The organism is Pseudomonas sp. R1-1 (genome assembly GCF_051132135.1).
In the GTDB taxonomy this organism is placed as follows: domain Bacteria; phylum Pseudomonadota; class Gammaproteobacteria; order Pseudomonadales; family Pseudomonadaceae; genus Aquipseudomonas.
Genome location: NZ_CP071663.1, coordinates 3,664,520 through 3,690,959 on the forward strand (window position 1 = coordinate 3,664,520; position 26,440 = coordinate 3,690,959).

General features: G+C 61.2%; 24 protein-coding genes. 12 read left to right on the forward strand and 12 right to left on the reverse strand.

Annotation, left to right across the window (positions count from 1 at the left end; genetic code table 11):
* Positions 1–6: 6 nt before the first annotated feature.
* Positions 7–816, forward strand: coding sequence for an ABC transporter permease (locus J3P75_RS16360; RefSeq protein ID WP_008088090.1), 810 nt, complete (start codon positions 7–9; stop codon positions 814–816).
* Positions 817–833: 17 nt separating this feature from the next.
* Positions 834–1,988, forward strand: coding sequence for an ABC transporter ATP-binding protein (locus J3P75_RS16365; protein ID WP_434707441.1), 1,155 nt, complete (start codon positions 834–836; stop codon positions 1,986–1,988).
* Between the two features lie 199 nt (positions 1,989–2,187).
* Here the strand turns inward: J3P75_RS16365 and pepN are convergent, their stop codons facing one another.
* Genes pepN through J3P75_RS16395 form a run of 6 tightly spaced genes read right to left on the reverse strand, consistent with a single transcriptional unit; the run spans position 2,188 to position 8,705 of the window.
* Positions 2,188–4,845: an aminopeptidase N gene (gene pepN / locus J3P75_RS16370; protein ID WP_434707442.1), complete on the reverse strand. Its 2,658-nt coding sequence runs from the start codon at positions 4,843–4,845 to the stop codon at positions 2,188–2,190.
* A gap of 10 nt (positions 4,846–4,855) precedes the next feature.
* A complete protein-coding gene (locus tag J3P75_RS16375) occupies positions 4,856–5,686 on the reverse strand; it encodes a DUF2797 domain-containing protein (RefSeq protein ID WP_203421741.1) in 831 nt (276 codons plus the stop codon).
* Positions 5,683–5,943, reverse strand: a complete 261-nt coding sequence (locus J3P75_RS16380) for a YeaC family protein (protein WP_042609561.1) — start codon at positions 5,941–5,943, stop codon at positions 5,683–5,685. Before J3P75_RS16380 ends, J3P75_RS16375 begins: the two co-directional genes overlap by 4 nt.
* Positions 5,944–5,977: 34 nt before the next feature.
* Entirely contained in the window at positions 5,978–6,847 is an 870-nt protein-coding gene (locus J3P75_RS16385; RefSeq protein ID WP_434707443.1) for a rhomboid family intramembrane serine protease, read from the reverse strand.
* On the reverse strand, positions 6,844–7,818 hold the full coding sequence (locus J3P75_RS16390) for a metallophosphoesterase (protein ID WP_203422064.1): 975 nt from the start codon (positions 7,816–7,818) through the stop codon (positions 6,844–6,846). The genes J3P75_RS16385 and J3P75_RS16390 overlap by 4 nt, the downstream gene beginning before the upstream one ends.
* On the reverse strand, positions 7,815–8,705 hold the full coding sequence (locus J3P75_RS16395; RefSeq protein WP_047528343.1) for an NAD(+) kinase: 891 nt from the start codon (positions 8,703–8,705) through the stop codon (positions 7,815–7,817). The genes J3P75_RS16390 and J3P75_RS16395 overlap by 4 nt, the downstream gene beginning before the upstream one ends.
* Positions 8,706–8,817: 112 nt before the next feature.
* On the opposite strand from J3P75_RS16395, the gene J3P75_RS16400 reads away from it, so the two are divergent.
* Positions 8,818–9,768 carry a DUF1853 family protein gene (locus J3P75_RS16400; protein ID WP_434707444.1) on the forward strand — a complete coding sequence of 317 codons (951 nt, stop codon included), beginning with the start codon at positions 8,818–8,820 and terminating at the stop codon, positions 9,766–9,768.
* 112 nt (positions 9,769–9,880) lie between these two features.
* On the opposite strand, the gene J3P75_RS16405 is transcribed toward J3P75_RS16400, so the two are convergent.
* Positions 9,881–11,164: an arsenic transporter gene (locus tag J3P75_RS16405; protein WP_434707446.1), complete on the reverse strand. Its 1,284-nt coding sequence runs from the start codon at positions 11,162–11,164 to the stop codon at positions 9,881–9,883.
* A 145-nt stretch (positions 11,165–11,309) separates the two neighbouring features.
* Entirely contained in the window at positions 11,310–11,867 is a 558-nt protein-coding gene (locus tag J3P75_RS16410) for an NADPH-dependent FMN reductase (RefSeq protein WP_434707447.1), read from the reverse strand.
* A gap of 183 nt (positions 11,868–12,050) precedes the next feature.
* Between J3P75_RS16410 and J3P75_RS16415 the strand changes: the two genes are divergently transcribed.
* Together J3P75_RS16415 and J3P75_RS16420 are read left to right on the forward strand one after the other, a co-directional pair.
* Positions 12,051–12,287: a hypothetical protein gene (locus J3P75_RS16415; protein WP_203421736.1), complete on the forward strand. Its 237-nt coding sequence runs from the start codon at positions 12,051–12,053 to the stop codon at positions 12,285–12,287.
* An 83-nt stretch (positions 12,288–12,370) separates the two neighbouring features.
* Positions 12,371–13,264 (forward strand): LysR substrate-binding domain-containing protein, encoded by an 894-nt coding sequence (locus J3P75_RS16420; protein WP_434707448.1) that lies wholly within the window; start codon positions 12,371–12,373, stop codon positions 13,262–13,264.
* Here the strand turns inward: J3P75_RS16420 and J3P75_RS16425 are convergent.
* The 4 genes from J3P75_RS16425 to J3P75_RS16440 all read right to left on the reverse strand — a co-directional run bounded on the left by J3P75_RS16425 (position 13,230) and on the right by J3P75_RS16440 (position 16,221).
* Positions 13,230–13,844, reverse strand: a complete 615-nt coding sequence (locus J3P75_RS16425; protein WP_434707449.1) for a GNAT family N-acetyltransferase — start codon at positions 13,842–13,844, stop codon at positions 13,230–13,232. The two genes, J3P75_RS16420 and J3P75_RS16425, sit on opposite strands and share 35 nt — an antisense overlap.
* A gap of 105 nt (positions 13,845–13,949) precedes the next feature.
* Positions 13,950–14,708, reverse strand: coding sequence for a DNA polymerase III subunit epsilon (gene dnaQ, locus J3P75_RS16430; protein ID WP_336354586.1), 759 nt, complete (start codon positions 14,706–14,708; stop codon positions 13,950–13,952).
* A gap of 191 nt (positions 14,709–14,899) precedes the next feature.
* Complete coding sequence (gene rnhA / locus J3P75_RS16435; RefSeq protein ID WP_093102256.1) at positions 14,900–15,370, reverse strand: ribonuclease HI; 471 nt, start codon at positions 15,368–15,370, stop codon at positions 14,900–14,902.
* A 92-nt stretch (positions 15,371–15,462) separates the two neighbouring features.
* The gene (locus J3P75_RS16440; RefSeq protein WP_434707450.1) at positions 15,463–16,221 is read right to left on the reverse strand and encodes a class I SAM-dependent methyltransferase; all 759 of its coding nucleotides are present in this window, start codon (positions 16,219–16,221) and stop codon (positions 15,463–15,465) included.
* Between the two features lie 65 nt (positions 16,222–16,286).
* Here J3P75_RS16440 and gloB point away from each other — a divergent pair, with 65 nt between their 5' ends.
* The 7 genes from gloB (at position 16,287) to J3P75_RS16475 (ending at position 26,429) form a co-directional block, all read left to right on the forward strand.
* Complete coding sequence (gene gloB / locus J3P75_RS16445; protein ID WP_434707451.1) at positions 16,287–17,054, forward strand: hydroxyacylglutathione hydrolase; 768 nt, start codon at positions 16,287–16,289, stop codon at positions 17,052–17,054.
* 99 nt (positions 17,055–17,153) lie between these two features.
* Complete coding sequence (locus J3P75_RS16450) at positions 17,154–18,617, forward strand: transglycosylase SLT domain-containing protein (RefSeq protein WP_434707452.1); 1,464 nt, start codon at positions 17,154–17,156, stop codon at positions 18,615–18,617.
* Between the two features lie 430 nt (positions 18,618–19,047).
* A complete protein-coding gene (locus J3P75_RS16455; protein WP_434707453.1) occupies positions 19,048–20,880 on the forward strand; it encodes an extracellular solute-binding protein in 1,833 nt (610 codons plus the stop codon).
* Positions 20,877–22,718 (forward strand): extracellular solute-binding protein, encoded by a 1,842-nt coding sequence (locus J3P75_RS16460; RefSeq protein WP_434707454.1) that lies wholly within the window; start codon positions 20,877–20,879, stop codon positions 22,716–22,718. The genes J3P75_RS16455 and J3P75_RS16460 overlap by 4 nt, the downstream gene beginning before the upstream one ends.
* 4 nt (positions 22,719–22,722) lie before the next feature.
* Positions 22,723–23,796, forward strand: a complete 1,074-nt coding sequence (locus J3P75_RS16465; protein WP_203421728.1) for a microcin C ABC transporter permease YejB — start codon at positions 22,723–22,725, stop codon at positions 23,794–23,796.
* A 1-nt stretch (position 23,797) separates the two neighbouring features.
* The gene (locus tag J3P75_RS16470) at positions 23,798–24,817 is read left to right on the forward strand and encodes an ABC transporter permease (RefSeq protein WP_064587187.1); all 1,020 of its coding nucleotides are present in this window, start codon (positions 23,798–23,800) and stop codon (positions 24,815–24,817) included.
* Between the two features lies 1 nt (position 24,818).
* Positions 24,819–26,429 (forward strand): ABC transporter ATP-binding protein, encoded by a 1,611-nt coding sequence (locus J3P75_RS16475; RefSeq protein ID WP_434707455.1) that lies wholly within the window; start codon positions 24,819–24,821, stop codon positions 26,427–26,429.
* The last annotated feature ends 11 nt before the right edge of the window (positions 26,430–26,440 follow it).

A 26,440-nucleotide genomic window follows, 5' to 3' on the forward strand; every position in this document is an offset into this window, starting at 1 on the left:
GCCGACATGCTCCTGACTCCCAACGCCATGAGCCGGCGCATGCGTTTCGGCTTGTATGCCACCACCGGGCTGATCGGTCTGTTCCTGCTGTTGCCGATCGTGTTCATCGTGCTGCTGTCGTTCGGTTCCTCGCAGTGGCTGGTCTTTCCACCACCGGGCTGGACGCTGAAATGGTACGGCCAGTTCTTCTCCAATCCGGACTGGATGAGCGCCGCTGCGGCCAGCCTCAAGGTGGCCGTGCTGACCACGATCTGCGCCGTGGCCCTCGGCTTGCCGACCGCGTTTGCGCTGGTGCGCGGGCGCTTTCCTGGCCGGGAAATGCTGTACGGCCTGTTCACCCTGCCGATGATCGTGCCGCTGGTGATCATTGCCGTGGCGGTGTACGCACTGTTTCTCAAGCTCGGTTACACCGGGACGATGTTCGCGTTCGTCGTCAGCCATGTGATCGTCGCGCTGCCGTTCACCATTATCTCGATCATCAACTCGCTGAAGCTGTTCGATCAGTCGATTGAAGACGCGGCGGTGATCTGCGGCGCCTCACGCCTGCAAGCGGTGTTCAAGGTGACGTTTCCGGCAATTCGTCCGGGCATGGTCGCCGGCGCCCTCTTCGCCTTTCTGGTTTCGTGGGACGAAGTGGTGCTCAGCGTGATGATGGCCAGCCCGACGCTGCAAACCCTTCCCGTGAAAATGTGGACCACCCTGCGCCAGGACCTGACCCCGGTGATCGCCGTCGCTTCGACGCTGCTGATCGGCCTGTCGGTCCTGGTCATGGTGATCGCCGCCGCTCTGCGCCGGCGCAACGAAATCAGCGCCTGAGCGCCGAGGAGTACGACATGAGTGCCGTGATCAAAGACGCCTCCCAGCAGAACGACAAGCCCCTGGTCAGCCTGCGCAACCTGAACAAGCACTACGGCGACTTTGCCGCCGTCGACAACATCTCGCTGGACATCAAGGACGGCGAATTCCTGACTTTCCTCGGCTCCAGCGGCTCGGGCAAAAGCACCACGCTGTCGATGCTCGCCGGGTTCGAAACACCGAGCAGCGGCGAGATCCTCGTCAACGGCCAGTCACTGGTCAACGTGCCGCCGCACAAGCGCGACATCGGCATGGTCTTCCAGCGTTATTCACTGTTCCCGCATCTGTCGGTGCGCGACAACATCGCCTTTCCACTGGCGATTCGCAAACTGGCGGCGGCCGAGCGCGACAAGCGCGTCGACGCGATGTTGAAACTGGTACAACTGGAGCAATTCGCCCATCGCCGCCCTTCGCAACTGTCCGGCGGCCAGCAGCAACGCGTGGCCATCGCCCGTGCGCTGGTTTACGAACCACGCATTCTGCTGATGGACGAACCGCTCGGTGCGCTGGACAAAAAGCTGCGCGAGGACTTGCAGGACGAACTGCGCCAACTGCACCGGCGCCTGGGCATCACCATCGTCTACGTGACTCACGATCAGGAAGAAGCAATGCGTTTGTCCCAGCGCATCGCGATTTTCAGCCACGGCAAGATTGTCGGGCTGGGCAGCGGTTATGACCTTTATCAAAATCCGCCGAATGCCTTTGTCGCCTCATTTCTTGGCAACTCGAACTTCCTCAAGCTCAAGGCCCAGGGTAATGCCGCGGCGAGTTTCGAGGGGCAGCCGTTGTCGATCCGGCTGACGGCAGGGTTGCAGACTGACCAGGATGTGTTGCTGATGGTGCGGCCAGAAAAGGCCTTGGCGTTGAGCGTGCAGCAGGCAACCCGCGAACCGCTGCCGTCTGGCTGGAACGAAGTGTCAGCGACCGTGGTGGAAGTGCTGTTTCTCGGTGAAAGCCAGACCTGCAGCGTGGTCACCGCAGGCGGAACCTCGATGACAGTGAAAGCCTTGTCAGCCGCCGGCATGCCGCTCAAGGCCGGCGACCCGGTGCATGTACGCTGGGCGACCACCGACGCCTGCGTCTACACCGAATGGACCGAAAGCGACCTGAACAAGGCTGCCGGCTCGCACTGATTCTCCTGACTCACACAATCCCTTGTAGGAGTGAGCCTGCTCGCGATGGCGGTGTATCAGTGGATACCTCTTCAACTGACACACCGCCATCGCGAGCAGGCTCACTCCTACAATTGGACCGCATTCACCCTCGGGTCACCTCAGCGTCGGGCTGAGGTGGCCTTTTTTTCAAGTGCGCAAAACCGACTCGAGGATGCCCTCAAGCCAGACTCTTGCTCACCACCTCATACACATCACTCGACAACGCCCCGGACGCGAGAATCCGCTCCAGTTCGGCCTTCATCAAGGCCTGACGCGCGGCATCGTATTTGCGCCAGCGGGTCAGCGGTGCCAGTTGGCGCGAGGCGATTTGCGGGTTGAAGCCGTTCAGCTCGATCACCAGATCGGCGAGGAAGCGATAACCCGAACCGTCCGCCGCGTGGAAGTTGATCAGGTTCTGCCCGGCGAATGCACCGATCAGCGCGCGGACCTTGTTCGGGTTCTTGATGTTGAACGCCGGGTGCTGCATCAACGCTTTGACCCGCGCCAGCCCGCCCGGCAAGGTGCTGCCGGCCTGCACGCTGAACCACTGATCCATGACCAGCGGATTGTCCTTGAAGTGCTCGGCGAAACTGGCCAGCGCCAGGGCTTTCTGCTCTTCGAACGGCGAGTTGACCAGCACGGCCAGCGCGGTCAGGCGCTCGGTCATGTTGTCGGCGTTTTCGAACTGCTCCAGCGCCGCCGCCAGTACTTCCGGCTTGCCGCTGAGCATCAGGTACGACAGCGCGATGTTCTGCAAGGCGCGACGGGCAAAATGCTCGGCTTCGGCCACGTACGGCGTTTGTTTGGACAGGTCGCGGTTGGCTTGGTAACGCAGCCACAGCGCTTCGAACAACCCTTCGGCGAGTTGCTTGCGGGCGAACTCGCGGGCGTTGTGGATCGCCTCGACGTCGGCCACTTCGCTGATTTCGGTGAGATAGGCCTCGCCCGGCAGGGAGAGCATTTCGGCGACCATCGCCTGATCCAGCGACTCGTCGGACAGCACCGTGCGCAGCGCCGAGGTCAGGCGCGGGTCAAGGACCATGGCCTCGCCCTTTTGCTGCTGGCCGATCAACTCTTGCAACACCTGCACCGCCAGTTGCTGGCCGGCATCCCAGCGGTTGAAGCCGTCGCTGTCGTGCTGCATGAGGAACATCAGTTGATCGCGGTTGTACGGGAAGCTCAGTTTCACCGGCGCCGAGAAGCCGCGCAGCAGCGATGGCAGCGGTTGCTCGTTGATATCGACGAAGGTGAAGGTCTGCTCGGCCTCGGTCACCGAGATCACCCGCGTGGTGCCTTGCGCCGAGGCTTCGCCGGCCAGACGCAGCGCCAGTTCGTTGCCCTGGCTGTCGAGCAGACCCAGTTCGACCGGAATCACGAACGGCAGTTTTTCAACTTTATCCGGGGTTTCCGGGCAGCTCTGGCGGAAGGTCAGGCTGTAGGTTTTCGCTGCGGCATCGTACGACTCGCTGACCGCCAGACGCGGTGTGCCGGCCTGGCTGTACCAGCGCTTGAACTGCGTCAGGTCGACGCCATTGGCGTCTTCCATGGCCTTGACGAAGTCATCGCAGGTCACCGCTTGCCCGTCGTGACGCTCGAAGTACAGATCGCTGCCCTTGCGGAAGCCTTCGGCGCCCAGCAGGGTGTGGAGCATGCCGACCACTTCCGAACCCTTTTCGTACACGGTCAGGGTGTAGAAGTTGGAAATCTCGATGAAGCTGTCCGGGCGCACGGCATGGGCCATCGGGCCGGCATCTTCGGCGAACTGGTGGGTGCGCAGGTAGGCCACGTCCTGAATGCGCTTGACCGTCGCCGAGTTCATGTCCGAGGAGAAACCGGCGTCACGGAACACCGTGAAGCCTTCCTTGAGCGACAGCTGGAACCAGTCGCGGCAGGTCACGCGGTTGCCCGACCAGTTGTGGAAGTATTCGTGAGCGACGATCGCCTCGACCCGCTGGTGCGCGGCGTCGGTTGCGGTTTCGGCGCGGGCCAGCACGGCACTGGAGTTGAAGATGTTGAGGCCCTTGTTCTCCATCGCGCCCATGTTGAAATCGTTGACCGCGACGATCATGAAGATGTCCAGATCGTACTCGCGACCGTAGACCTCTTCGTCCCAGCGCATCGACTTCTTCAGGCTGTTCATCGCGTGCTGGCACTTGTCGATGTTTTCCGGCTCGACATAGATGCGCAGCGCGACGTTGCGCTGGCTCATGGTGGTGAAGGTGTCTTCGACGCACCACAAATCACCGGCGACCAGCGCGAACAGGTAGGCCGGTTTCTTGAACGGGTCTTCCCAGGTCGCCCAGTGCCGGCCGTCTTCACCCGGGCCCGAAGCGATCGGGTTGCCGTTGGAGAGCAGCACCGGGTAGCTGTGCTGTTCGGCGACCACGGTGGTGGTGAACTTGCTCATCACGTCCGGGCGGTCGAGGTAATAGGTGATTTTGCGGAAGCCTTCGGCCTCGCATTGGGTGCAAAACATCGTGCCGGACTTGTACAGGCCTTCCAGCGCGGTGTTGGTTTCCGGGTGGATCCTGACGCTGGTGTCGAGGGTGAAGCTGTCGCTGCCCGGCTGCAGGGTCAGGTGGCTGTCGGAGACTTGATAGTCCGCGGCGCTCAGCTCCTTGTCGGCCAACGTTACCGAGAGCAGTTCCAGCTGCTGGCCGTCCAGCACCAGCGGCGGCAGGCCCGGGCCACGCTCGGGGTTGCGGCGCATCACCAGTTGCGCGTGGACCAGACTGTGGTCCTCGAACAACTCGAAGGTCAGGTGCGTTTCGTCGATCAGGTACTCGGGCGCCTGATAGTCCTTGAGGTAAATCATCTTCGGTTGTTCGGTGCGCATGCTGGAATCCTTATTGATGCACGGCGAGCTGGTAAGCCGTGTATTTACGAATGTTGATCACGCCGGTGTCGAAAATCAGGTATTGCCCCTTGATCCCCAGCAGCGTGCCTTCGGCAATCGGGTTCTTGTCCAGGTTGAAGCTGACGATTTTCGCCGGGTATTGCTCGACGGGATAGCGGATTTCCAACGGTTCGACATCGGCAATCGTCTGAATCGCCTGTAGGCCGAATCGCTCTTGCAAACCTTGCAGGCCTTCGGCGCAGCTTTCGAACAGCTGATCGCGCACCTGCGCCAGATCCACCGCCGCCGCGTCGCCCTTGAGCAGCGCGCGCCAGTTGGTTTTATCGGCCACCTGGCTGCGGAACAGGTCTTCGACGAACCCCGATTGCTGGCGTGTCGACACGCGCATGATCGGCAGCGCCTGACTGGCGCCCTGATCGAGCCAGCGGGTCGGCAGCTGCGTTGCACGGGTGATGCCAACCTTGATCCCCGACGAGTTGGCCAGATAGACCACATGATCGGTCATGCAGAACTGCTCGCCCCACGCCGGATCGCGACAGGTGCCGGCGTCAAAGTGGCAGCGCTCCGGGCTCATGATGCACAGGTCGCATTGCGCCAGTCTGGTCATGCACGGGTAGCAATAACCCTGACTGAAACTGGTTTTGGTCTTGCGCCCGCAATGGGTGCAGTGGATCGCCCCCAGGTACTCCAGACGCACCGTGCTGCCGATCAACGGATTGACCGGCACCTCGACGTCGTCCAGACGAAACGCGTATTGCACGTTCGGCCCGTCCAGGCGCGCCGACATTTTGCTGATTGCACCGCGGCCAATCTCGATCAATGGATGGCATCCGACTTGAACAGGATGTTCGGCACTTCGATCGATTTCGACGCACATTCCTGCGGGCCCATGTAACCGGTGCGCTGGTCTTCAGGCAGGTTCTGGATTTCCCAGGCGATCATCGCCTGCAACGACAGCTCGCGCTGTTCGGCGGTGAGCTTGTTGCCGTCGGACCATTTACCGATTTCCACGGCCAGTTTCAGGCTCTCGTAGATGTCCGGGGTGATGTTGCTGATCATGTCGTTAAAAGAGGACATCAGGGGTCTCCGTGCTCTTCAATTCGCTAAAAATTCAGACGGCCAGTTTACGGCGGTTATACAAACCACCCAACAAACCGGTAAAGCATCCGATGAGTAACCCGCTCAGGTGCGCAGCGTTGGCGATCTGGCCGAAGCCGATCAACGAGATCAGCCCGGACATGCACACCACCAGCCAGATCAGCATCATCGCCAGCACACCACGCGGCAGACGATAGGCTGGATTGGGCGCCAGCAACTGGAAAATCCAGCAGTGCCCGAGCAAGCCGTAGAGCACGCCGGACAGGCCGCCGAACAGGGTCGGGCCGCTCCAGACGAACTGCGCGTAGTTGGACACCAGACTGAACAGCAGCGTCAGGCCGATCAGGTTGATGCTGCCCTGCCGCGATTCGATGCGCCGGCCCAGCTCCCAGTACCACATGCCGTTCATCGCCAGATGCAGAATGCCGAAGTGGATCAGCATCGGCGTGACCAGCCGCCACCACTGCCCTGCCGCCAGGCTGTCGGCCAATGGCGTGAAGTGGATGTACTCGCCGATCACCCGAAAATCGAGAAAGGTCAGCCAGCGCAGCGTCTCAAGGTTTTCGCCGAGGAACGTCAGACCACCGACGATCAGGCTCAACAGCAGGATCAAGCCGGTGGCCTTGGCGTGTTTCAGTTGTTCGGCGAAGCTCGGACGCTTGAAGGTCTGGCCTACAGGAATATCCAGCTGCTGGTCGGGATCGCCGGCCGGGAAGCGCTCGTACAGCGAGCGCACGTCGTCGCTGATTTCTGCCGGCGCCCACAACACCTGCTCGCCCGCCTCTTCGCTGACCCGGTGCGGCACCTGCATGCGTTGCAGCAGTTTGACGAAACCGCTCAGGTCCACCGCCAACGGCAGGCGCAATACCGCTACCGCACTCATTGCAGCACCTCCGGCCGCTCGACATCGACCCAGACGAATTTTTGCGGATCGAGGCGTGTTTCCTGATCCAGACGATAGGCAACCAGTTTGCCGTAGAGCACCGCGCTGTAATCCAGACACGCGAGATTCGGGCGAATCGGCGCCGGTTTGCCGCTGCGCCAGTAGTGGCCGACGAACAGCAAGGGCTCGTCGACGCCGTAGCGCAGCAGGGAGTTCTTTTCCGTGGAGCTCAGCGGCGTCTGCGCTACCGGCTCCGGCAAGGCATCGGGCTGGAAGACGATGTCGCCGTAGGTTTTCGGGTCGTCTTCCCAGAATTTGGTGCGGAAGAACGAACGCACCAGACCGTCGCCGCTGGTCATGGTCTGGCCGCCCGGCAGGCGCATGTCAGTGCCGCGCAGCAAGCGGTCGAATACCGTGCAGGCGAAACTGCCGGGCACCGCCGAGGCCTGCAAAAAGTGCTCATCGATGCAGCCATCGGGGAACAGGCCGCGCAGCGGTTCGATCAATCCGGCGTCCCAACAGGCGTGAACCACGCGAAAACGCCCGGCATCGACGAACAATGGCAATTGGTAAAACCATTGCTGGAAGTCATGCCAGTCGCCCGGATGGCCTTCGAACTGGGTCAGGGTTTCCTGCAGCAAGCGTGCGTGGCGCGGCGTGTGCTCGCGGACGAACTGCTTGCCGCTGCCCGGTGGCGCCGGGGTGCTCCAGCCAAGCGCGTTGAATTCGTGGTTGCCCATGATGCACAAGGCCTGACCGGCTTCGACCATGTCATGCACGATGTGCAGCGCTTCGCGAATCCGCGGGCCACGGTCGATGATGTCACCGACGAACACCGCCATGCGCGACGGATGCCGCCAGACCCCGCCCTGCTTGTGATAACCGAGACGGTCAAGCAAGTGTTCGAGGGTCAAGGCGCATCCGTGCACGTCACCGATCAGGTCGTAACTGCGCGCGGGATCGAGCATCAGTCGCCTCCACCGCCCAGCTTGCTGCCCCAGCCGAGCTTGGTGCGGCAGACTTCGTAGTAGTTGTGATCGAGGGGGTGGATCAGTCGCAGCTTCTGCGCTTTCTTGCTCACAGTAATGGTGTCGCCCGGCGCGCAGGTGAAATGGTTCTGGCCGTCGCAGGAAACTTGCGGGTAGATCTGCATATCTTTGGACACGACGATTTTCAGCTCACTGTTGCCATCGACCACGATGGGCCGTCCCGACAAGGTATGGGGGTACATCGGCACAATCACAATAGCGTCGAGCTTGGGATGCATGATCGGCCCGCCGGCGGACAAGGCGTAGGCGGTGGAGCCGGTGGGCGTGGCGACGATCAGGCCGTCGGCCTTCTGGCTGCACACAAACTGGCCGTCGATGTACAGCTCGAATTCGATCATCCGCGTCGATTTGCCCGGGTGCAGCACCACGTCGTTGAGCGCATCGCCCTGGCCGATGGCCTCGGCGTGACGGCGGACTTCGGCTTGCAGCAGGAAGCGGTTTTCCACCAGATAATGGCCGTCGAGCACTTCGGCGACCTTGATTTCCAGCTCGTCCGGGCGAATATCGGTGAGAAAACCGAGGCTGCCGCGGTTGATGCCCAGCACCGGAATATTGTGCCTGGCCAGCGCCCGTGCGGCGCCGAGCAGGCTGCCGTCGCCGCCGACGACGATGACCATGTCACAGACTTCGCCGAGCATCTTGCGCGACGACGTTTGCAGGCCATGGCCGGGCAGGACTTCGGCGATGGTGTCTTCGAGGATCACATGCAGGTGCCGATCGAGCAGAAAGCGTTTCAGTCGGCGGACGGTATCCAGCACCTGGGAACTGCCCAGGCGACCGATGATGCCGATATTACGAAATTGCTCCATGGGACCTCTGCGGACAATCGAAAACGCGAAAACCCGATTATGGGCGAAAGCCCGCGATAGACAAAATCCTTTCAGCCTCAAGGGCGCTCATGATTCAGGCTATGCTCGCAGGATGATCCTGTTTCCCGATTTGCTCCAGTTACCTCATCAGTTGCGCCATCCCGAAGTGCGGGATCTGGCGTGGGTGATCCTCGCCCCGCCGATGCTCGCCGTCACGCCATGGCCGCAGCGTCATCCACTGGCGGGCAGTGACTGGGTGCGCGACCCGCAGCGCCTCGAACACTGGCTGCGCCAGCTCGACCGTGACAGTTACGGCTTGCTGCAATGGCTGTCGCAGGCACGCACACGGCGTCTGGGCCTGTATTACGAGAGACTGTGGCAGTTTGCGGTGGAGCATGCGCCGGGCATCGACTTGATCGCCGCCAACCTGCCGATCCGCCGCGAAGGCCACACCCTTGGCGAGCTGGACATGCTGTTGCGCGATCGCGATGGCGTGCATCACCTGGAACTGGCGGTCAAACTTTACCTCGGGCCGCAGAATGGCGACGGCGACGATCCGGCGCAGTGGCTGGGCCCCGGCTGCCATGATCGACTGGACCGCAAACTGGCGCACCTGGCCGAACATCAATTGCCGATCTCGGCGCGCGCGGAAAGCCGCGAAGTGCTGGCGGCGCTGGATATCGAAAAGTTCGACGCGCATCTATGGCTGGGCGGCTACCTGCTCTACCCGTGGCCCGGTGCGGCTGCATCGCCGCACGGCGCGCATCCGCAGCACTTGCGCGGCACCTGGCTGCATCAGAAGGATTGGCCGGCGTTCGTCGCGCAACGCCCGCCGGGCCGCTGGCAACCCCTGCCCCGGCATGCCTGGCTGGCGCCGGCGCATTACCCGGCAGATCAGGTCTGGACCGAAGAAGCGTTGCGCCTGTGGCTGTTGGAACTGCCGCCGCTGGCGCCGGCGCAATTGATGGTGCGCCTGAGTGAAAACGCCCAGGGCGAATGGGAAGAGGCGGAGCGGTTGTTTCTGGTGTCGGACCTTTGGCCGAATGTGCCGGGGCAAGCCTGAGATTTGTGGTGCCCGCGCGGGCCCCATCGCTAGCAGGCTAGCTCCCACAGGTTGCGCGGTGTACATAAAACCTGTGGGAGCTAGCCCTGCTAGCGATTGGGGTCACCTCGGTCTACAGCGAAAGCCGCACCGCCAAAGCCGCCAACGTCACCAGCAACACCGGCACCGTCAACACGATCCCGACCCGGAAGTAATAGCCCCAGCCGATGTGGATGCCCTTGCGCTCCAGCACATGCAGCCACAACAGGGTCGCCAGGCTGCCGATCGGGGTAATCTTCGGCCCCAGGTCGCTGCCGATCACGTTGGCGTAGATCATCGCTTCCTTGATCACCCCGCTGGCCTGGCTGGCATCGATCGACAGCAAACCGATCAACACGGTCGGCAGGTTATTCATGATCGACGACAGCAGCGCCGTCAGCACGCCGGTACCGAGCGCCGCGCCCCACACGCCATGGCCGGCGAAGGCGTCGAGCCAGCCGGCCAGATAACCGGTCAGCCCGGCGTTGCGCAGGCCGTACACCACCAGATACATGCCCAGCGAGAAAATCACGATCTGCCACGGCGCTTCTTTCATCACCTTGCGCGTGGAAATTTTGTGCCCGCGCGCCGCAATGCCGAGCAACAGCGCGGCGCACACCGCCGAAATCGCGCTGATCGGAATACCCAGCGGCTCCAGGGCAAAGCAGCCAATCAGCAGAATCGCCAATACCACCCAGCCCGCGTAGAACGTGGCTTTATCGTGGATAGCGGTGGTCGGGTCTTCGAGCTGCGCCGGGTCGTACGCGGCCGGGATGTCCCGACGGAAAAACCACAGCAACATGCCCAGCGTCGCTGCCACGCTGACGAAGTTGACCGGCACCATCACCGCCGCATAGCGGTTGAAGCTGATGTGAAAGAAATCTGCCGAGACGATGTTGACCAGGTTCGACACCACCAGCGGCAGGCTCGCGGTGTCGGCGATAAACCCGGCGCCCATCACGAAGGCCAGCGTTGCCGCCGGCGAGAAGCGCAACGCCAGCAGCATTGAAATCACAATCGGCGTGAGGATCAGCGCCGCGCCGTCATTGGCGAACAACGCCGAAACCAGCGCGCCGAGCAGCACCATAAAGGCAAACAGCTTGCGCCCACTGCCCCGTCCCCAACGCGCCACGTGCAGCGCGGCCCAGGCGAAGAACCCGGCCTCGTCGAGCAGCAGACTGATGATGATCAACGCCACGAAGGTGCCGGTGGCGTTCCAGATGATTTGCCAGACCAGCGGAATGTCGCTCAGTTGGACCACACCGAAAATCAAGGCCAGCACCGCACCGAGGGTTGCACTCCAGCCGACGCCGAGGCCTTTGGGTTGCCAGATCACGAGGGTGATGGTCAGCAGGAAAATCAGTGACGCAGCGAGCATTCGCAGAAGCCTTAATGGAAAGTCAGACAGATAAAAACTGTAGGAGTGAGCCTGCTCGCGATAGCGGTCTGTCAGTTAACAATAATGCTGACTGATACACCGCTATCGCGAGCAGGCTCACTCCTACAAGGGACCACTTGCGGGTTTATTTTTTGTGTTGCTCTACGAACAGCCCGTAAGCATCGATGAATTTCTGCAGGAACGGTTTGACCGTTTCGCTCAGCTTGCCCGCTTCGTCAAAGGCGTTGCCCGCGCCGCCCAGATAGGCTTCCGGCTGTTGCAGGCAGTGAATATCGAGGAACACAAAGGTTTGGCGCAGGTGTTGATTGGCGCCGAAACCGCCGATGGCGCCCGGCGATACACTTATGACCGCACCCGGCTTGCCGCTCCAGCAGCTCTTGCCATAAGGCCGCGAACCGACGTCGATGGCGTTCTTCAGCGGTGCCGGGATCGAACGGTTGTACTCGGGGGTGACAAACAGCACCGCGTCGGATGACGCCACTTTCTGACGGAAAGTGCTGTAGGCTGCGGGCGGTGAATCGCCATCGATGTCTTCGTTGTAGAGAGGCAGATCGCCGATTTCGACAATTTCCAGTTTCAGGTTCGCCGGGGCCAGCTCAGCCAGTGCCAGGGCGATCTTGCGATTGATCGAAGCTTTGCGCAGGCTACCAACCATTACGGCGACGTTGTAGACATTGCTCATGGAAGACTCTCGATGGTCTGTGGGAAGAGTCGCTAGTTATAGATGATCTGTTGGCGATTTCACCAGCGATCATTGGTTTTTCCTGAGCGAGGAATATTTTTTCGCTGTAGGAAAACTTACCAAGCTTGATGACGGTCTACCAAGCCGCAAATCAAGCGTTTTATCTCCAGAGGTTTTAAGCAGATGGCAGCAGTACTCGTCGGTCAGTTTCATGCAAGAGATGCGGAAGGCCGCGTTTATTCCGTGCATGAATTCCAGGAATCGAACCCGTCTGCAGACGGCTTCACCGGCTCGGAGCCCGTCACCACCTACAAATTGGCCATTGGTGACCGCATCAACAAGGTCAGCGACAACGAATACCTGCTGGTGCAATCGGGTATTACACTGATTCGTGAGCCTGAGCCGATCGCTGCGCAATAAGCCAGCGTGATGAGCAGAGTCATGTGCGCAGAGTTGGGGTAGGATTCAGCACCGCCCTCACCTGCTGAACATGGACTTCACGCATGCGTTTACGCCACATCGAAGTGATTCAGGCGCTCTTGCAGACCGGTCACCTGGGCACCGCCGCCGAATGGCTGCAGTTGCCGGTGACCGAGGTCGAAGAGCGTTTGCGCGAAGCCGAAAGTCAGCTGGGGTTCATGCTCTTCGCCAGTGTTCGCGGGCGTCTGCAACCGACCGCCGAAGCACGGGCGTTGCAGGTCGAAATCGCCCACGTCTATGCCGCGCTGGAACCGGTGCAACGCCTGGCCGGCAGCCTCAAGCAATACCTCGCCCCGCCCTTGCGCATCATCGGCACACCGCCGCTGGCGCAACAGTTATTGCCACCAAGCCTCGCCGCCCTGCGTCGACGCCTGCCGGATGCACCTTGCAGCCTGCTCAGCGCCTGCACTCGCGATATCGTCCGCAGCCTGTTGCTGCGTGAAAGCGATCTCGGCCTGAGCCTGCACAATCCCGAACATGCCGACATCGACTGCCAGCCACTGGCCCAGGGCAAATTGCAGTTGCTTGCCCCGCACGGCTGGCTGCAACCGAAGCAGAAATACATTTCTCTACAGGATCTGGCCGGTCAGGCGATGATCGGCCTCGAAGGTCAGGACCCGCTCAGCCCGGCACTGGAAAACAAGCTGCAAGCGCTACGCCCGGCGCCGAGCATTCAGACCCGCGTACAAACCCAGCAGATGATGCGTTGCATGGTCGAGGCCGGCGAAGGTCTGGCCATCGTCGACCCGTTCACCGCACTGGGCGCTCGCGCAGGTGGGCTGGACGTTTGCCCGCTGTCACCGGCGGTGCCGATCAGCCTGTATGCGCTGACGTTCAAGCACGCCGCGCCGTCCTCGGCGATTCAAACCTTACTGACGATCATCACGGAACAAGCCGAGGCGATGCTGTCGAGCTGAGCGGGTTTTCCAGCGGGTTATCGAACAGTCGATACCAGAACAGCGCCACTTCAGCGGTGTTCGGGTCGATGCCGCGATAGCGCAACTGATCGATACCGCCAATCACGTATCCGCAACGCTCATACAGCCGACAGGCGCCGAGGTTGTTGTTCTGGGTTTCGAGCATGATCCCCGGAAGCTTTTTCTTGCGGCTCCAGAACTGCGCCACATCGAGCAAGGCCTTGGCCACGCCATGACGCCGGGCCGGGGCATGCACTGCCAGCTCATCGATGTGGGCAAAACCGTTCCAGTTGGTGCTGATCACCAGATGGCCGACCGGCTCGTCATCGAGATGAGCCATGAAAATCGCGCTGTCGGGTGCGTTGTGAAAAGCGCTGAATTCCTCGGGATCGATGCCGTAGCACTTGCGATACGGCACGATTGGCGTGACTTGCCATTGCTCGACAGGCTTGCCGATCACCGCAGCGCCATACGCCGCGACTTCGAAACTGAAATCGCTGCCCCAGATATACGGCGCAAAGCCGTCGTCGGCGACACGCACCGACAGCCCTGGGTATTTCGGATTCATGACCGGACGCATACTGGGAAAAGTCCTCATTCCTTGATTTTCATCTGCCAATGCACTCAGGGTAGAGGGTTGCAGCGGATGTGGCGACGGTGGCCACTTGTCAGTACTGACAGCGCCTTATGCCTGCGCGTCGGCTTCGGCGATCTGCGTCCACAGCGCCGGGGCGCCGGCCGACTTGGCGATGATCTCCAGCCGCACCAGATGCGCCGCCAGCTCTTCTTCGGTCGCGCGAATGATCCGCGCCGGCTGGCGATCGGCCGGCAAACGACGGATTTCCGTGGCGGAGTTGTCGGCGCCCTCACCGGTGCCATTGCCGTCAGAGGCGTTGCCGGCCAGCGACAGGCTGGTCTGGCCACCGGTCATGGTCAGGTAGACGTCGGCGAGAATTTCCGAGTCGAGCAAAGCGCCGTGCAATTCACGGCCGGAGTTGTCGACACCGTAACGTTTGCACAACGCATCGAGACTGTTGCGCTGCCCCGGGTGACGTTCCCGGGCCATCATCAGGGTGTCGAGGATCGAGCAGTGCTGGGTGATGTCGGCGCGGTCGTGCTGACCCATCAGGGCGAATTCGTTGTTGATGAAGCCAACGTCGAACGCCGCGTTATGGATGATCAGCTGCGCGCCTTTGATGAACTCGAAGAACTCGTCGGCGACTTCGGCAAAGCGTGGCTTGCCGACCAGGAATTCGTTGGTGATGCCGTGAACGCCGATAGCGCCCTCGTCACTTTCGCGATCCGGTTGCAGGTAAACGTGAAAATGCCGGCCCGTCAGACGCCGACCGATCAGTTCGACACAGCCGATTTCGATGATCCGGTGACCATCGGTCACCGGCATGCCGGTGGTTTCGGTATCGAGTACAACGGATCTGGTGGCCATCAGTGCTCAGCTCTCAACGGGTCAATCGTGCAAAAGCGCGGATGTTACCACGCTCGGCGGGGTGTTTCAGGTGGACCGTGTCGACCCAATCGCCAGCAGGCTGGCTCCCACACTGGATCTGGAGCGTTCACAAATCCCTGTGGGAGCCAGCCTGCTGGCGATTGAACCCACCTCGGTCCATCAGCAAAACATCAGCTCTGCTTGTAACCGCGCACCTCATCCACCCCACGGTTGGCCAGTTGGTCGGCCCGCTCGTTACCGTGATGGCCGATATGCCCGCGCACCCATTTCCATTTGACGTTGTGGCGGTTGACCTGCTCGTCCAGCTCCTTCCATAGATCGGCATTCTTCACCGGCTCCTTGGCCGCGGTTTTCCAGCCGCGCTTTTTCCAGTTGGCCATCCACTCGTTGATGCCCTTCATCACGTATTGCGAGTCGGTCACCAGCAGCACGTCGCACGGGCGCTTGAGCGCTTCGAGGCCACGGATCGCGCCGAGCAGTTCCATGCGGTTGTTGGTGGTGTTGGCTTCGCCGCCCCACAGTTCCTTTTCCACGCCCTTGCACACCAGCAACGCGCCCCAGCCGCCCGGACCGGGGTTGCCTTTGCAGGCGCCGTCGGTGAACAGTTCTACGGTGTCGACGCTTTCAACGCTTTCGCTCATGCCAGTCTTTCCAGAAAAATGCCTGTCTTGCCAATCAAGGATCGACAATGACCGCGGCCGGGAACACCCGACCACAGATAGAATAAGAAGGTTTACGGTTCGATGCGGCGCCTGTTGACCTTGGCCATCGGCAGCGGAATCAGCTTGCCCATCGGCTCGCGGCGTTCCTGACGCAATGGCCGGAGGCCGACCACGATCTTGCGGGCGACCAGTAGATAGAAGCCACCGCCAGACAGTTGCCAGTCGCCGGCCTTGCGTTCCCAGCCGGCCAGACGGGCCTGCCACTTGGGCGACGCGAGCGGCGGACGATAGCATCCGAAGCGGCGTTTCTCCAGCGCAAAGCCGAGCAGGTTGAGCCAGTCGCCGAGCCGTGACGGCGAGATGCAGCGCGCCTGGCGCAGGGCATCGTGGGCGAACGCATGACGCAGCCCCCAGGTGCTCCACGGGTTGATGCCGATGATCAGCAAGTGTCCGCCGGGCCGCACGGCGCTCGCCGCTTCGCGCAGCAAACCGTGGGGCGACAGGCAGAAATCCAGACCGTGCTGCATCACCACGACGTCGGCGGCATGCTCGCTCAACGGCCAGGCCTGTTCTTCGCAGACAATCTCGACGCCGGGCAGCGGCGCGCCCAGGCGCACATTGCGCTGCACTTGCGGCGCCGCCGGCGGGGTCTCGGCCGATGGCCCGTAATGCACCAGATAACCGCCGAAGAACCGCCCCAGTTCGTCTTCGAGCATGCGCCGCTCTTCGTCGAGCAACAATTGCCCGAGGGGGCCGGACAGCCATTCACGGGCTGCGCCGATCAGGGCCAGCCAGTCAGGATCAGCCTGTGCGAACGCTTTATCACTCATCGCATTCTCCAAAGCGCCAGGAACTACTAAGATGCGCCAATGTTTTCCGCTTGGCGATTCCGACGATGATACAGATCAGTGCCCTGCCCGCGTTCACCGACAACTACATCTGGTTGTTACAGGATCACCGCTCCCAGCGTTGCGCGGTCGTCGATCCGGGCGATGCCGCCCCCGTGCAGTCGTGGCTCGACGGCCACCCGGGCTGGGTGCTGAGCGACATTCTGATCACTCACCACCACCACGACCACGTCGGCGGCGTCGAGCGCCTCAAAGCCGCGACCGGCGCGAAAGTCTACGGTCCGGCCAGCGAAACCATTCCGGGGCGCGACGTGGCGCTCAAGGACAATGACAGCGTCAACGTGCTCGGCTGGGACTTCGCCGTCTACGCGGTGCCCGGTCACACCTTGGGACACATTGCCTATTACCACCACGGCCTGCTGTTCTGTGGCGACACCTTGTTCGCCGCCGGATGCGGGCGCCTGTTCGAAGGCACGCCGGCGCAAATGCACCACTCGCTCAGCCGTCTCGCTGCCTTGCCTGAAGATACGCTGGTTTATTGCACCCATGAATACACCCTGAGCAACCTCAAGTTTGCTGCCGCCGTGGAACCGGGCAACGCGGACATTGCCGCCCGTCTGGAAAAAGTCACCGAGCAACGGCAAAACGGCGTCATGACCCTGCCCTCGACCCTGGCTCTGGAAAAGCTCACCAACCCGTTTCTGCGCACTTCTGAAACATTGGTTACACAAAAAGTGGACGAACGGGCAGGCGCTCAAAACCGGGCGCCGAGTGAGGTATTTGCGGCTTTGCGGGCCTGGAAAGATACGTTCTAAGTCGCCTGCCGATTGGCACAAATATTCTGAATGGTTGACCGCGGGGGGTGCGCTTTCTAGAATCGCCCGACATTTTTGCCCGGAACTTACTTCCAGCCAATGTCGTCATCCATACGTAAGTCCGTCAATTCAGACGCATTGACCCGCTTGGCGCAAGCCATCGCGGTGGCTGTGTCCGCCACGCTGGCGGGCTGTTCCAGCCATGCTCCGCAGACTGAAGCGACCCATACGCCGAACATTGCTGCGCGAGCCAAGCAGAAGCCGATCTGGCTGACCGAAAAGCCCAGCCCGCAGGTGCCTCAGGACATCTGGGAGCGCATGCGCGCAGGCTTCCAGTTGCAGGAAGGCCTGGGCGTCAATCCGCGCATCGAGCAACAGCGCCTGTGGTTCGCCAGCAACCCCTCTTTCCTCGAGAACGCCGGCGAACGCGGCAGTCTCTATATTCACTACATTGTCGAACGCCTCGAAGAGCGCAACATGCCGCTGGAACTGGCCCTGCTGCCAGTGATCGAGAGCGCGTACAACCCGATGGCCTACTCCCGCGCCGATGCGGTGGGCCTGTGGCAGTTCATTCCATCGACCGGGCGTTACTTCAACCTGCGGCAGACCCGCTTCTATGATGGCCGCCGCGACATCACTGCCTCGACCACCGCAGCGATGGATTACCTGACCCGCCTGCACGACATGTTCAACGGTGACTGGCTGCTGGCTCTGGCGGCCTATAACGCCGGTGAAGGCACGGTCAGCCGCGCCATCGAGCGCAACGAAAAGCTCGGCCTGCCGACCGATTACTGGAACCTGCCGCTGCCAGCGGAAACCCAGGCCTACGTGCCAAAGCTGCTGGCGCTGTCGCAAGTGGTGCTGGCGCCGGAAGCCTATGGCGTCAACCTCAACCCGATCGCCAACGAACCGTATTTCCAGGTTGTCGAAATCAACCAGCGCATGGACCTGTCCAAGGTCGCCGCGGTGGCCAATATCGACGAAGACGAGCTGTTCCAGCTCAACCCGGCCTTCAAGCAGCGCACCACCATCGACGGTCCACAGCATCTGCTGGTGCCGACGTCCAAGGCGCAATTGCTCACGGCCAGTCTGCAGACCATGCGCCCCGACGAGCTGATCAGCCCGCGTTCGCTGAAACCGGTATTCGAAGGCGCCGACCCGTCCGAAGTCGCGCAGCTCAAGCGCGCTTACCGGGTCAAACGTGGCGACAATCTCGGTTCCATTGCCAAGGCCAACAAGGTCGAGGTGAAGGATCTGCAGCGCTGGAACAAGCTGACCGGCAAGAATCTCAAGGTTGGTCAGACGCTGGTGATGCAGGACACCAGCAAACGCGCACCGGCTCGCAAGTCTGGCCGGGTCAACACGGTGGTGGCGGCCAACAGCAAGACCAAAGGCAAGGACGACAGCCAGCAACAGACCCAGTACAAGGTCAAGCGCGGCGACACCTTGTATGTGGTGGCCAAGCGTTTCAACGTGCAGATGCAGCATCTCAAGCGCTGGAATCCAGGGGCCGGGAAGGCCTTGAAGCCGGGGCAGATGCTTACGGTGTATCAGCCGCATTGATTGCAAGAGCCCCCGATTTTTCGGGGGCTTTTTTTTGCATCGGATTTTTGTGGCGCAGGAAAAATCCCCCCCCTCACCCCAGCCCTCTCCCCCAGGGGGGAGAGGGGGAAAGGGAGCCGATTTTCGTGCTTTTCAGAACCTGCGTTCGACTCGATATCGCAAACTGATCTCCATGCTTTCAGATCCTGAGTTCAACTCGACATTTCACGTCGATGCGAATCAAACAAACACCACAGTCAGTCCCCTCTCCCTCTGGGAGAGGGTTAGGGTGAGGGGCTTTTGATTTTCCCGGGGCCCAGCCACTCCAAAGGCCAAGGTGAGGGCTCTTCGCCCCAGCGATTAACCGCGCATTAACCCATGATCTTTTTCCTGTCCAGACAAGCTGTTACTGTACCGCCCACAAAGCCCAAGCCGCTGGATCGGATCTGACTTGAAGCGTGCCCTCCCCCTGCTCCTGATCAGCCTGGCCTTGAGCTCAACCGCAAGCGCGACGATTACCGAAAGTCACGGTTATGCGCAGTTCGGCACGCTCAAGTACCCGGCCAGATTTACCCATTTCGATTGGGTCAACCCGCAAGCGCCCAAGGGCGGTACGTTGCGGGTGATGGCGTTCGGCACGTTCGACACGGTCAATCCGTACACCTTCAAGGGCACCAGCCCGGTTACTACCGCGAATTTCCTCCAGTACGGCATCAACGAGCTGAACGAGCCGTTGATGGTCGGCACCGGACAGTATTCGCCGTCCGGTGACGAGCCGGCGTCGAGCTATGGCTTGATCGCGCAATCGGTGGAGTACAGCGAAGATCGCAGCTGGGTGGTGTTCAATCTGCGGCCCGAGGCGCGGTTTCACGATGGCGCGCCGATCACCGCCTATGACGTGGCGTTCTCCTATCGCCTGTTATTGAAGGAAGGCCATCCGCTGTACCGCACGGCCCTGCAAGAGGTGCTGCGCGTCGACATTCTGAACAAGCAGCGCATCCGTTTCGTGCTCAAGCGTTCGGGCAATCCGCTGTTGATCCTGCGCCTCGGCGAGTTGCCGGTGCTGCCACAGCATTACTGGAAAGACCGCGACTTCAAGGCCACCACTTTCGAACCGCCGCTGGGCAGCGGCCCGTATCGCATCACCTCGGTAATGCCGGGGCGGCAGTTGATGTTCGAGCGGGTCAAGGACTACTGGGGCAAGGACCTGGCGGTCAATCGCGGCAAGTACAACTTCGATCGCATGGAAGTCGAGTTCTACCGCGACAGCGATGTGGCGTTCGAAGCGTTCAAGGCCGGTGAATTCGACATCTACATCGAGCACCAGGCGAAGAACTGGGCCAACGGCTACAACTTCCCGGCGATTCGCCGTGGCGAGGTGATCAAGGCGCAGATCCCGCATCAGATCCCGACCCAGAGTCAGGGCCTGTTCATGAACACCCGGCGCGCGACCTTTGCCGATGTGAAGACCCGTGAAGCGCTGGGCCTGATGTTCGACTTCGAGTGGACCAATCGCACGCTGTTCAGCGACGCCTATCAGCGCACCAACAGTTACTACCCCAACAGCGAATTCACCGCCAGCGGCCTGCCGGTCGGGCATGAATGGCTGATGCTCAAGCCGTACAAGGATCAGTTGCCGGCCAGGCTGTTTACCGAGCCGTTCACCCTGCCGACCACCGATGGTCGCGGCATTCCGCGAGAAACCATGCGCAAAGCCCTGGCGCTGCTCGCCGAGGCTGGCTGGAAACTCCACGGCCAACGCCTGCAAAACGCCGACGGCCAGCCGCTGCGATTCGAACTGCTGCTGGTCAATCCGAATCTTGAGCGTCTTTACCAGCCGTACATCGTCAATCTCAACAGCATCGGCATCGACGCACACTTGCGCACCGTCGATCGCGCCCAGTACAAACAGCGCCTCGACCAGTTCGATTTCGACATGATCTCGATGACGCTGGGTCAGACTCTGAGCCCCGGCCTTGAGCAGTGGCAGTACTTCCACTCCAGCCAGGTGAACGTCAAGGGCAGCAAGAATTACGCGGGTATCGCCAACCCAGTGGTCGATCACCTGCTCGAACAATTGCTCGCCGCGCGCACCCGCGACGAGCAGGTCGCCGCCGGCAAGGCGCTCGACCGTGTGCTGCTGTGGCAGCACTACAGCATTCCCAACTGGTACCTCAATTATCACCGTCTGGCCTACCGCAAGCGGTTGGCCTTCGTCACCACGCCGCCCTACACCCTGGGCCTGAGTGCGTGGTGGCTGAAGTCTTCGGAGAAAGATCGATGAACCCTGTTCGCGCCCTGCTCGTGCAGGCCAGCGGCTTGCTGTTCGCCGGGCTGGCCTTTGCTGCCCCGCAACACGCCGTGACCCTGTACAACGAGCCGCCGAAATACCCGGCCGATTTCAAGCATTTCGATTACGTGAACCCCGACGCACCCAAGGGCGGCGTGTTCCGCCAGGCCGGCTTCGGCGGCTTCGACAGCCTCAACCCGTTCATCAGCAAAGGCGTGCCGGCCGATGACATCGGGCAGATCTACGACACCCTGACCCGACACAGCCTCGACGAGCCGTTCACCGAGTACGGCCTGATCGCTGGCAAGATCGAAAAAGCCGACGACAACAGCTGGGTGCGCTTCTACCTGCGCCCGGAAGCGCGTTTTCATGACGGTCATCCGGTGCGTGCCGAAGATGTGGTGTTCAGCTTCAACACCCTGACCAAGGAAGGCTCGCCGATGTTTCGCGGCTATTACAGCGACGTCGCCGAAGTCGTCGCCGAAGACCCGCTGAAAGTGCTGTTCAAGTTCAAGCACAGCAACAACCGCGAACTGCCGCTGATCCTCGGCCAGTTGCCGGTGCTGCCGAAACACTGGTGGGCCGATCGCGACTTCAACAAAGGCAATCTGGAGATTCCGTTGGGCAGCGGACCCTACAAGGTCACCGAAGTAAAGGCCGGTCGCTCGGTGCGTTACGAGCGGGTCAAGGATTACTGGGGCAAGGACCTGCCGGTCAACCGGGGTTTCTACAACTTCGACACGATGACCACCGATTACTACCGCGACAACACCGTCGCCCTTGAAGCGCTGAAGGCCGGGCAGTTCGATTACTGGCTGGAGATGACCGCAAAGAACTGGGCCAACGCCTACAACGTTCCGGCGGTCACGGAGGGGCGTCTGATCAAGGAACTGATCGCCAACAGCAACCCGACCGGCATGCAGGGTTTCGTCTTCAACCTGCGCCGCCCGGTGTTTCAGGATGTGCGGGTGCGTCAGGCGCTTGGTCTGCTGTTCGATTTCGAATGGACCAACAAACAATTGTTCAACGGCGCCTACGTGCGCACCCGCAGCTATTTCGAAAACTCGGAAATGGCCGCCACCGGCCTGCCCGACGCCGAGCAACGGGCGATCCTTGAGCCGTTCCGCAGCAAGCTGCCGGCGCAGGTGTTCAGCGAAGCCTATGAGAACCCCAAGACCGACGCCAGCGGCATGATCCGCAGCCAGCAGCGCGAGGCTTATCAACTGCTGCAAGAGGCCGGCTGGAAAATCGTCGATGACAAAATGGTCGATGCCACGGGCAAACCGGTGGTGATCGAGTTCCTGCTCGCGCAGACCGAATTCGAACGCGTGCTGCTGCCGTTCAAGCGCAACCTCAGCGATCTGGGCATCGATCTGGTGATCCGCCGCGTCGACGTTTCGCAGTACATCAACCGCGTGCGTTCGCGGGATTTCGACATGATGGTCGGCAGCTTCCCGCAATCCAACTCGCCGGGTAACGAGCAGCGCGAATACTGGATGAGCGCCGCCGCCGACAAGTCCAGCAGCCGCAACAGCATGGGCCTGAAGGATCCGATCGTCGATCAACTGGTGGAAAGCCTGATCAACGCCGATTCGCGCAGTAGCCTGGTGGCCCACGCACGGGCCCTCGACCGGGTGCTGCAATGGGGCTATTACGTGGTGCCGAACTGGCACATCAAGAGCTGGCGCGTGGCGTACTGGAACCACATCGGCCATCCGAAAACCTCGCCCAAGTACGACATCGGCATCAATACCTGGTGGGTCAAGCCTGACGCCAAACCTGCGGTAGAAGTGCAAACCCAACTGCAAGCCGACCCTGCGGGCACGGAGTAATCAGATGCTGGCGTATATCTTTCGGCGACTGTTGCTGATCATCCCGACCCTGTTCGGCATTCTGCTGATCAACTTCGTGATCATCCAGGCCGCGCCCGGCGGCCCGGTGGAACAGATGATCGCCAAGCTCGAAGGCTTCGAAGGCGCCACCAGCCGGATTGCCGGCGGCGGTGCTGAAGTGGCGGTGGCCGGTTCTTCGTATCGCGGCGCGCAAGGTCTGGACCCGGCGCTGATCAAGGAAATCGAGCACATGTACGGGTTCGACAAGTCGGCCCCGGAACGCCTGTGGATCATGGTCAAGAACTACGCCCAACTGGATTTCGGCGACAGCTTCTTTCGCGACGCCAAGGTCATTGACCTGATCAAGGAAAAGATGCCCGTGTCGATTTCGCTGGGGCTGTGGAGCACGCTGATCATGTACCTGGTGTCGATTCCGCTGGGGATCGCCAAAGCCACGAGGCATGGCAGCCATTTCGACGTCTGGACCAGTTCGGCAATTATCGTCGGTTATGCGATCCCGGCGTTCCTGTTCGCGATCCTGCTGATCGTGGTGTTCGCCGGCGGCAGTTATCTGGACTGGTTTCCGCTGCGTGGGCTGACCTCGAACAACTTCGATGAGCTGAGCCTGGGCGGCAAGATCCTCGATTACTTCTGGCACCTGGCGCTACCGGTCACGGCGTTGGTGATCGGCAACTTCGCGACCATGACCCTGCTGACCAAAAACAGCTTCCTCGATGAGATCAACAAACAGTACGTGGTCACCGCCAAAGCCAAAGGCTTGACGCGCAATCGTGTGTTGTACGGGCACGTGTTCCGCAACGCGATGCTGCTGGTGATTGCCGGTTTCCCGTCGGCATTCATCGGGATTTTCTTCACCGGCTCGTTGCTGGTGGAAGTGATCTTCTCTCTCGACGGCCTCGGCCTGATGAGTTTTGAAGCGGCGATCAACCGCGATTACCCGGTAGTGTTCGGCACGCTGTTCATCTTCACCCTGCTCGGGCTGGTGGTGAAACTGATCGGCGACCTCACCTACACCTTTGTCGATCCGCGCATCGACTTCGAAAGCCGGGAGCATTGAGATGAACCTGTCCCCTCTCAACCGCCGCCGCTTCGAACTGTTCAAAGCCAACAAGCGTGGCTGGTGGTCGCTGTGGCTGTTTCTGATCCTGTTCGGCCTGAGCCTGGGTGCCGAGTTGATCGCCAACGACAAGCCGCTGGTGGTGCATTACGACAACAACTGGTACTTCCCGGCGATCAAGCGCTACCCGGAAACCACCTTCGGCGGCGAATTCCCGCTGGAAGCCAACTACAAGAGCCCGTACATCCGCGAACTGCTCAAGGCCAAGGACGCCTGGGTGTTGTGGGCGCCGATTCCCTACAGCTACCAGAGCATCAACTACGACCTGAAAGTCCCGGCCCCGGCACCGCCCTCGGCGGACAACCTGCTGGGTACCGACGACCAAGGTCGCGATGTGCTGGCGCGGGTGATCTACGGCTTCCGTATTTCCGTGTTGTTTGCGCTGACCTTGACCGTGCTGAGTTCGATCATCGGCGTGATTGCCGGTGCCCTTCAGGGTTTTTATGGCGGCTGGGTCGATCTGGCCGGGCAGCGCTTTCTGGAGATCTGGTCGGGGCTGCCGGTGCTGTATCTGCTGATCATCCTCGCCAGTTTCGTCCAGCCGAATTTCTGGTGGCTGCTGGGGATCATGCTGCTGTTTTCGTGGATGAGCCTGGTCGATGTGGTGCGCGCCGAGTTCCTGCGCGGGCGCAACCTTGAATACGTGCGCGCTGCCCGAGCGCTGGGCATGCAGAACGGCGCGATCATGTTCCGCCATATCCTGCCCAACGCTATGGTTTCGACCATGACCTTCATGCCGTTCATCCTCACCGGCGCCATCGGCACCCTTACCGCGCTGGATTTCCTCGGCTTCGGCTTGCCGGCCGGCAGTCCGTCGCTGGGTGAGCTGGTCGCGCAGGGCAAATCCAACCTGCAGGCGCCGTGGCTGGGCATGAGCGCGTTTGCCGTGCTGGCGTTGATGTTGAGCCTGCTGGTGTTTATCGGCGAGTCCGCTCGCGATGCCTTCGACCCGAGGAAGTGAAATGAATCAGGACAATCTGATCGAAGTGCGCGACCTCGCCGTCGAGTTCGGTTTCGGCGAGCGCATCCATCGCGTGGTCGAGGGCGTGAGTTTCGACATCAAGCGCGGCGAAACCCTGGCGCTGGTCGGCGAATCGGGCTCGGGCAAATCGGTGACTGCCCACTCGATCCTGCGCTTGCTGCCCTACCCCGTGGCGCGCCACCCGGCCGGCAGCATCAATTACGCCGGGCAAAACCTGCTGGGCCTGAGCGAAAAAACCATCCGCCACATTCGTGGCAACCGCATCGCGATGATCTTTCAGGAGCCGATGACCTCGCTCAATCCGCTGCACTCGATCGAGAAGCAGATCAACGAAGTGCTCGGCATCCACAAGGGCCTGTCCGGTAAAGTCGCGACCAGGCGCACCCTGGAGCTGCTGGAGATGGTCGGCATTCCCGAGCCGCACAAGCGCCTCAAGGCCCTGCCCCACGAACTCTCCGGTGGTCAGCGCCAGCGCGTGATGATCGCCATGGCCCTGGCCAACGAGCCGGAACTGCTGATTGCCGACGAGCCGACCACCGCGCTCGACGTGACCGTTCAGCTGAAAATCCTCGATTTGCTCAAGGAACTTCAGGCGCGGTTGGGCATGTCGCTGTTACTGATCAGTCACGATTTGAACCTGGTGCGAAGAATTGCGCATCGCGTATGTGTCATGCAGCGAGGTTGCATCGTCGAACAGGCATCGTGCGCAGAGCTGTTCCGTTCGCCGCAGCATCCGTACACTCGGGAATTGCTCGGCGCGGAGCCCAGCGGCGGCCCGGCAAGCAACAAAATCGGCGCGCCGCTGCTCGAAGTCGAGGACCTGAAAGTCTGGTTCCCGATCAAGAAAGGCCTGCTCAAGCGCACGGTGGATCACGTCAAGGCAGTGGACGGCATCAATTTCAGCCTGCCTCAGGGTCAGACTCTGGGGATCGTGGGGGAAAGCGGTTCCGGCAAATCCACCCTGGGTCTGGCGATTTTGCGCCTGATCGGCAGCCAGGGCGGCATCCGTTTTGAAGGCAAGCAGCTAGACTGCCTGACGCAGAACGAGGTTCGCCCGTTGCGGCGGGAGATGCAGGTGGTGTTTCAGGACCCGTTCGGCAGCCTGAGCCCGCGCATGTGCGTCAATGACATCGTCGGCGAAGGCCTGCGGATTCACAGGATGGGCACCGCGGCCGAGCAGGAAGCGGCGATCATCGCGGCATTGAAGGAGGTAGGTCTGGATCCGGAAACCCGGCACCGCTACCCCCACGAATTTTCCGGTGGGCAACGGCAGCGAATCGCCATTGCCCGGGCTTTGGTGCTCAAACCGGCGCTGATCCTGCTGGACGAGCCGACTTCGGCGCTCGACCGGACGGTACAGCGGCAAGTGGTGGAGCTGTTGCGTTCACTGCAAGCCAAGTACAACCTGACGTATTTGTTCATCAGCCATGACCTGGCTGTCGTCAAAGCGCTGAGCCACCAGCTGATGGTGGTCAAGCATGGCCAAGTGGTCGAACAGGGAGACGCGCAAAGTATCTTTGCCGCCCCCCAACATCCGTATACACAGCAGTTGCTGGAAGCCGCTTTTCTGGCACCAGCCACTGCGCAATAACCTGAAAGAGG

Excerpts from the sequence above, each read along its gene's own strand:
- J3P75_RS16360 (WP_008088090.1), top strand. The coding sequence starts at position 7 with ATGCTCCTGACTCCCAACGCCATGAGCCGGCGCATGCGTTTCGGCTTG.
- J3P75_RS16365 (WP_434707441.1), top strand. The coding sequence starts at position 834 with ATGAGTGCCGTGATCAAAGACGCCTCCCAGCAGAACGACAAGCCCCTG.
- pepN (WP_434707442.1), bottom strand. The coding sequence starts at position 4,845 with ATGCGCACCGAACAACCGAAGATGATTTACCTCAAGGACTATCAGGCG.
- J3P75_RS16380 (WP_042609561.1), bottom strand. The coding sequence starts at position 5,943 with ATGTCCTCTTTTAACGACATGATCAGCAACATCACCCCGGACATCTAC.
- J3P75_RS16385 (WP_434707443.1), bottom strand. The coding sequence starts at position 6,847 with ATGAGTGCGGTAGCGGTATTGCGCCTGCCGTTGGCGGTGGACCTGAGC.
- J3P75_RS16395 (WP_047528343.1), bottom strand. The coding sequence starts at position 8,705 with ATGGAGCAATTTCGTAATATCGGCATCATCGGTCGCCTGGGCAGTTCC.
- J3P75_RS16400 (WP_434707444.1), top strand. The coding sequence starts at position 8,818 with ATGATCCTGTTTCCCGATTTGCTCCAGTTACCTCATCAGTTGCGCCAT.
- J3P75_RS16405 (WP_434707446.1), bottom strand. The coding sequence starts at position 11,164 with ATGCTCGCTGCGTCACTGATTTTCCTGCTGACCATCACCCTCGTGATC.
- J3P75_RS16410 (WP_434707447.1), bottom strand. The coding sequence starts at position 11,867 with ATGAGCAATGTCTACAACGTCGCCGTAATGGTTGGTAGCCTGCGCAAA.
- J3P75_RS16415 (WP_203421736.1), top strand. The coding sequence starts at position 12,051 with ATGGCAGCAGTACTCGTCGGTCAGTTTCATGCAAGAGATGCGGAAGGC.
- J3P75_RS16420 (WP_434707448.1), top strand. The coding sequence starts at position 12,371 with ATGCGTTTACGCCACATCGAAGTGATTCAGGCGCTCTTGCAGACCGGT.
- J3P75_RS16425 (WP_434707449.1), bottom strand. The coding sequence starts at position 13,844 with ATGCGTCCGGTCATGAATCCGAAATACCCAGGGCTGTCGGTGCGTGTC.
- dnaQ (WP_336354586.1), bottom strand. The coding sequence starts at position 14,708 with ATGGCCACCAGATCCGTTGTACTCGATACCGAAACCACCGGCATGCCG.
- rnhA (WP_093102256.1), bottom strand. The coding sequence starts at position 15,370 with ATGAGCGAAAGCGTTGAAAGCGTCGACACCGTAGAACTGTTCACCGAC.
- J3P75_RS16440 (WP_434707450.1), bottom strand. The coding sequence starts at position 16,221 with ATGAGTGATAAAGCGTTCGCACAGGCTGATCCTGACTGGCTGGCCCTG.
- gloB (WP_434707451.1), top strand. The coding sequence starts at position 16,287 with ATGATACAGATCAGTGCCCTGCCCGCGTTCACCGACAACTACATCTGG.
- J3P75_RS16450 (WP_434707452.1), top strand. The coding sequence starts at position 17,154 with ATGTCGTCATCCATACGTAAGTCCGTCAATTCAGACGCATTGACCCGC.
- J3P75_RS16460 (WP_434707454.1), top strand. The coding sequence starts at position 20,877 with ATGAACCCTGTTCGCGCCCTGCTCGTGCAGGCCAGCGGCTTGCTGTTC.
- J3P75_RS16465 (WP_203421728.1), top strand. The coding sequence starts at position 22,723 with ATGCTGGCGTATATCTTTCGGCGACTGTTGCTGATCATCCCGACCCTG.
- J3P75_RS16470 (WP_064587187.1), top strand. The coding sequence starts at position 23,798 with ATGAACCTGTCCCCTCTCAACCGCCGCCGCTTCGAACTGTTCAAAGCC.
- J3P75_RS16475 (WP_434707455.1), top strand. The coding sequence starts at position 24,819 with ATGAATCAGGACAATCTGATCGAAGTGCGCGACCTCGCCGTCGAGTTC.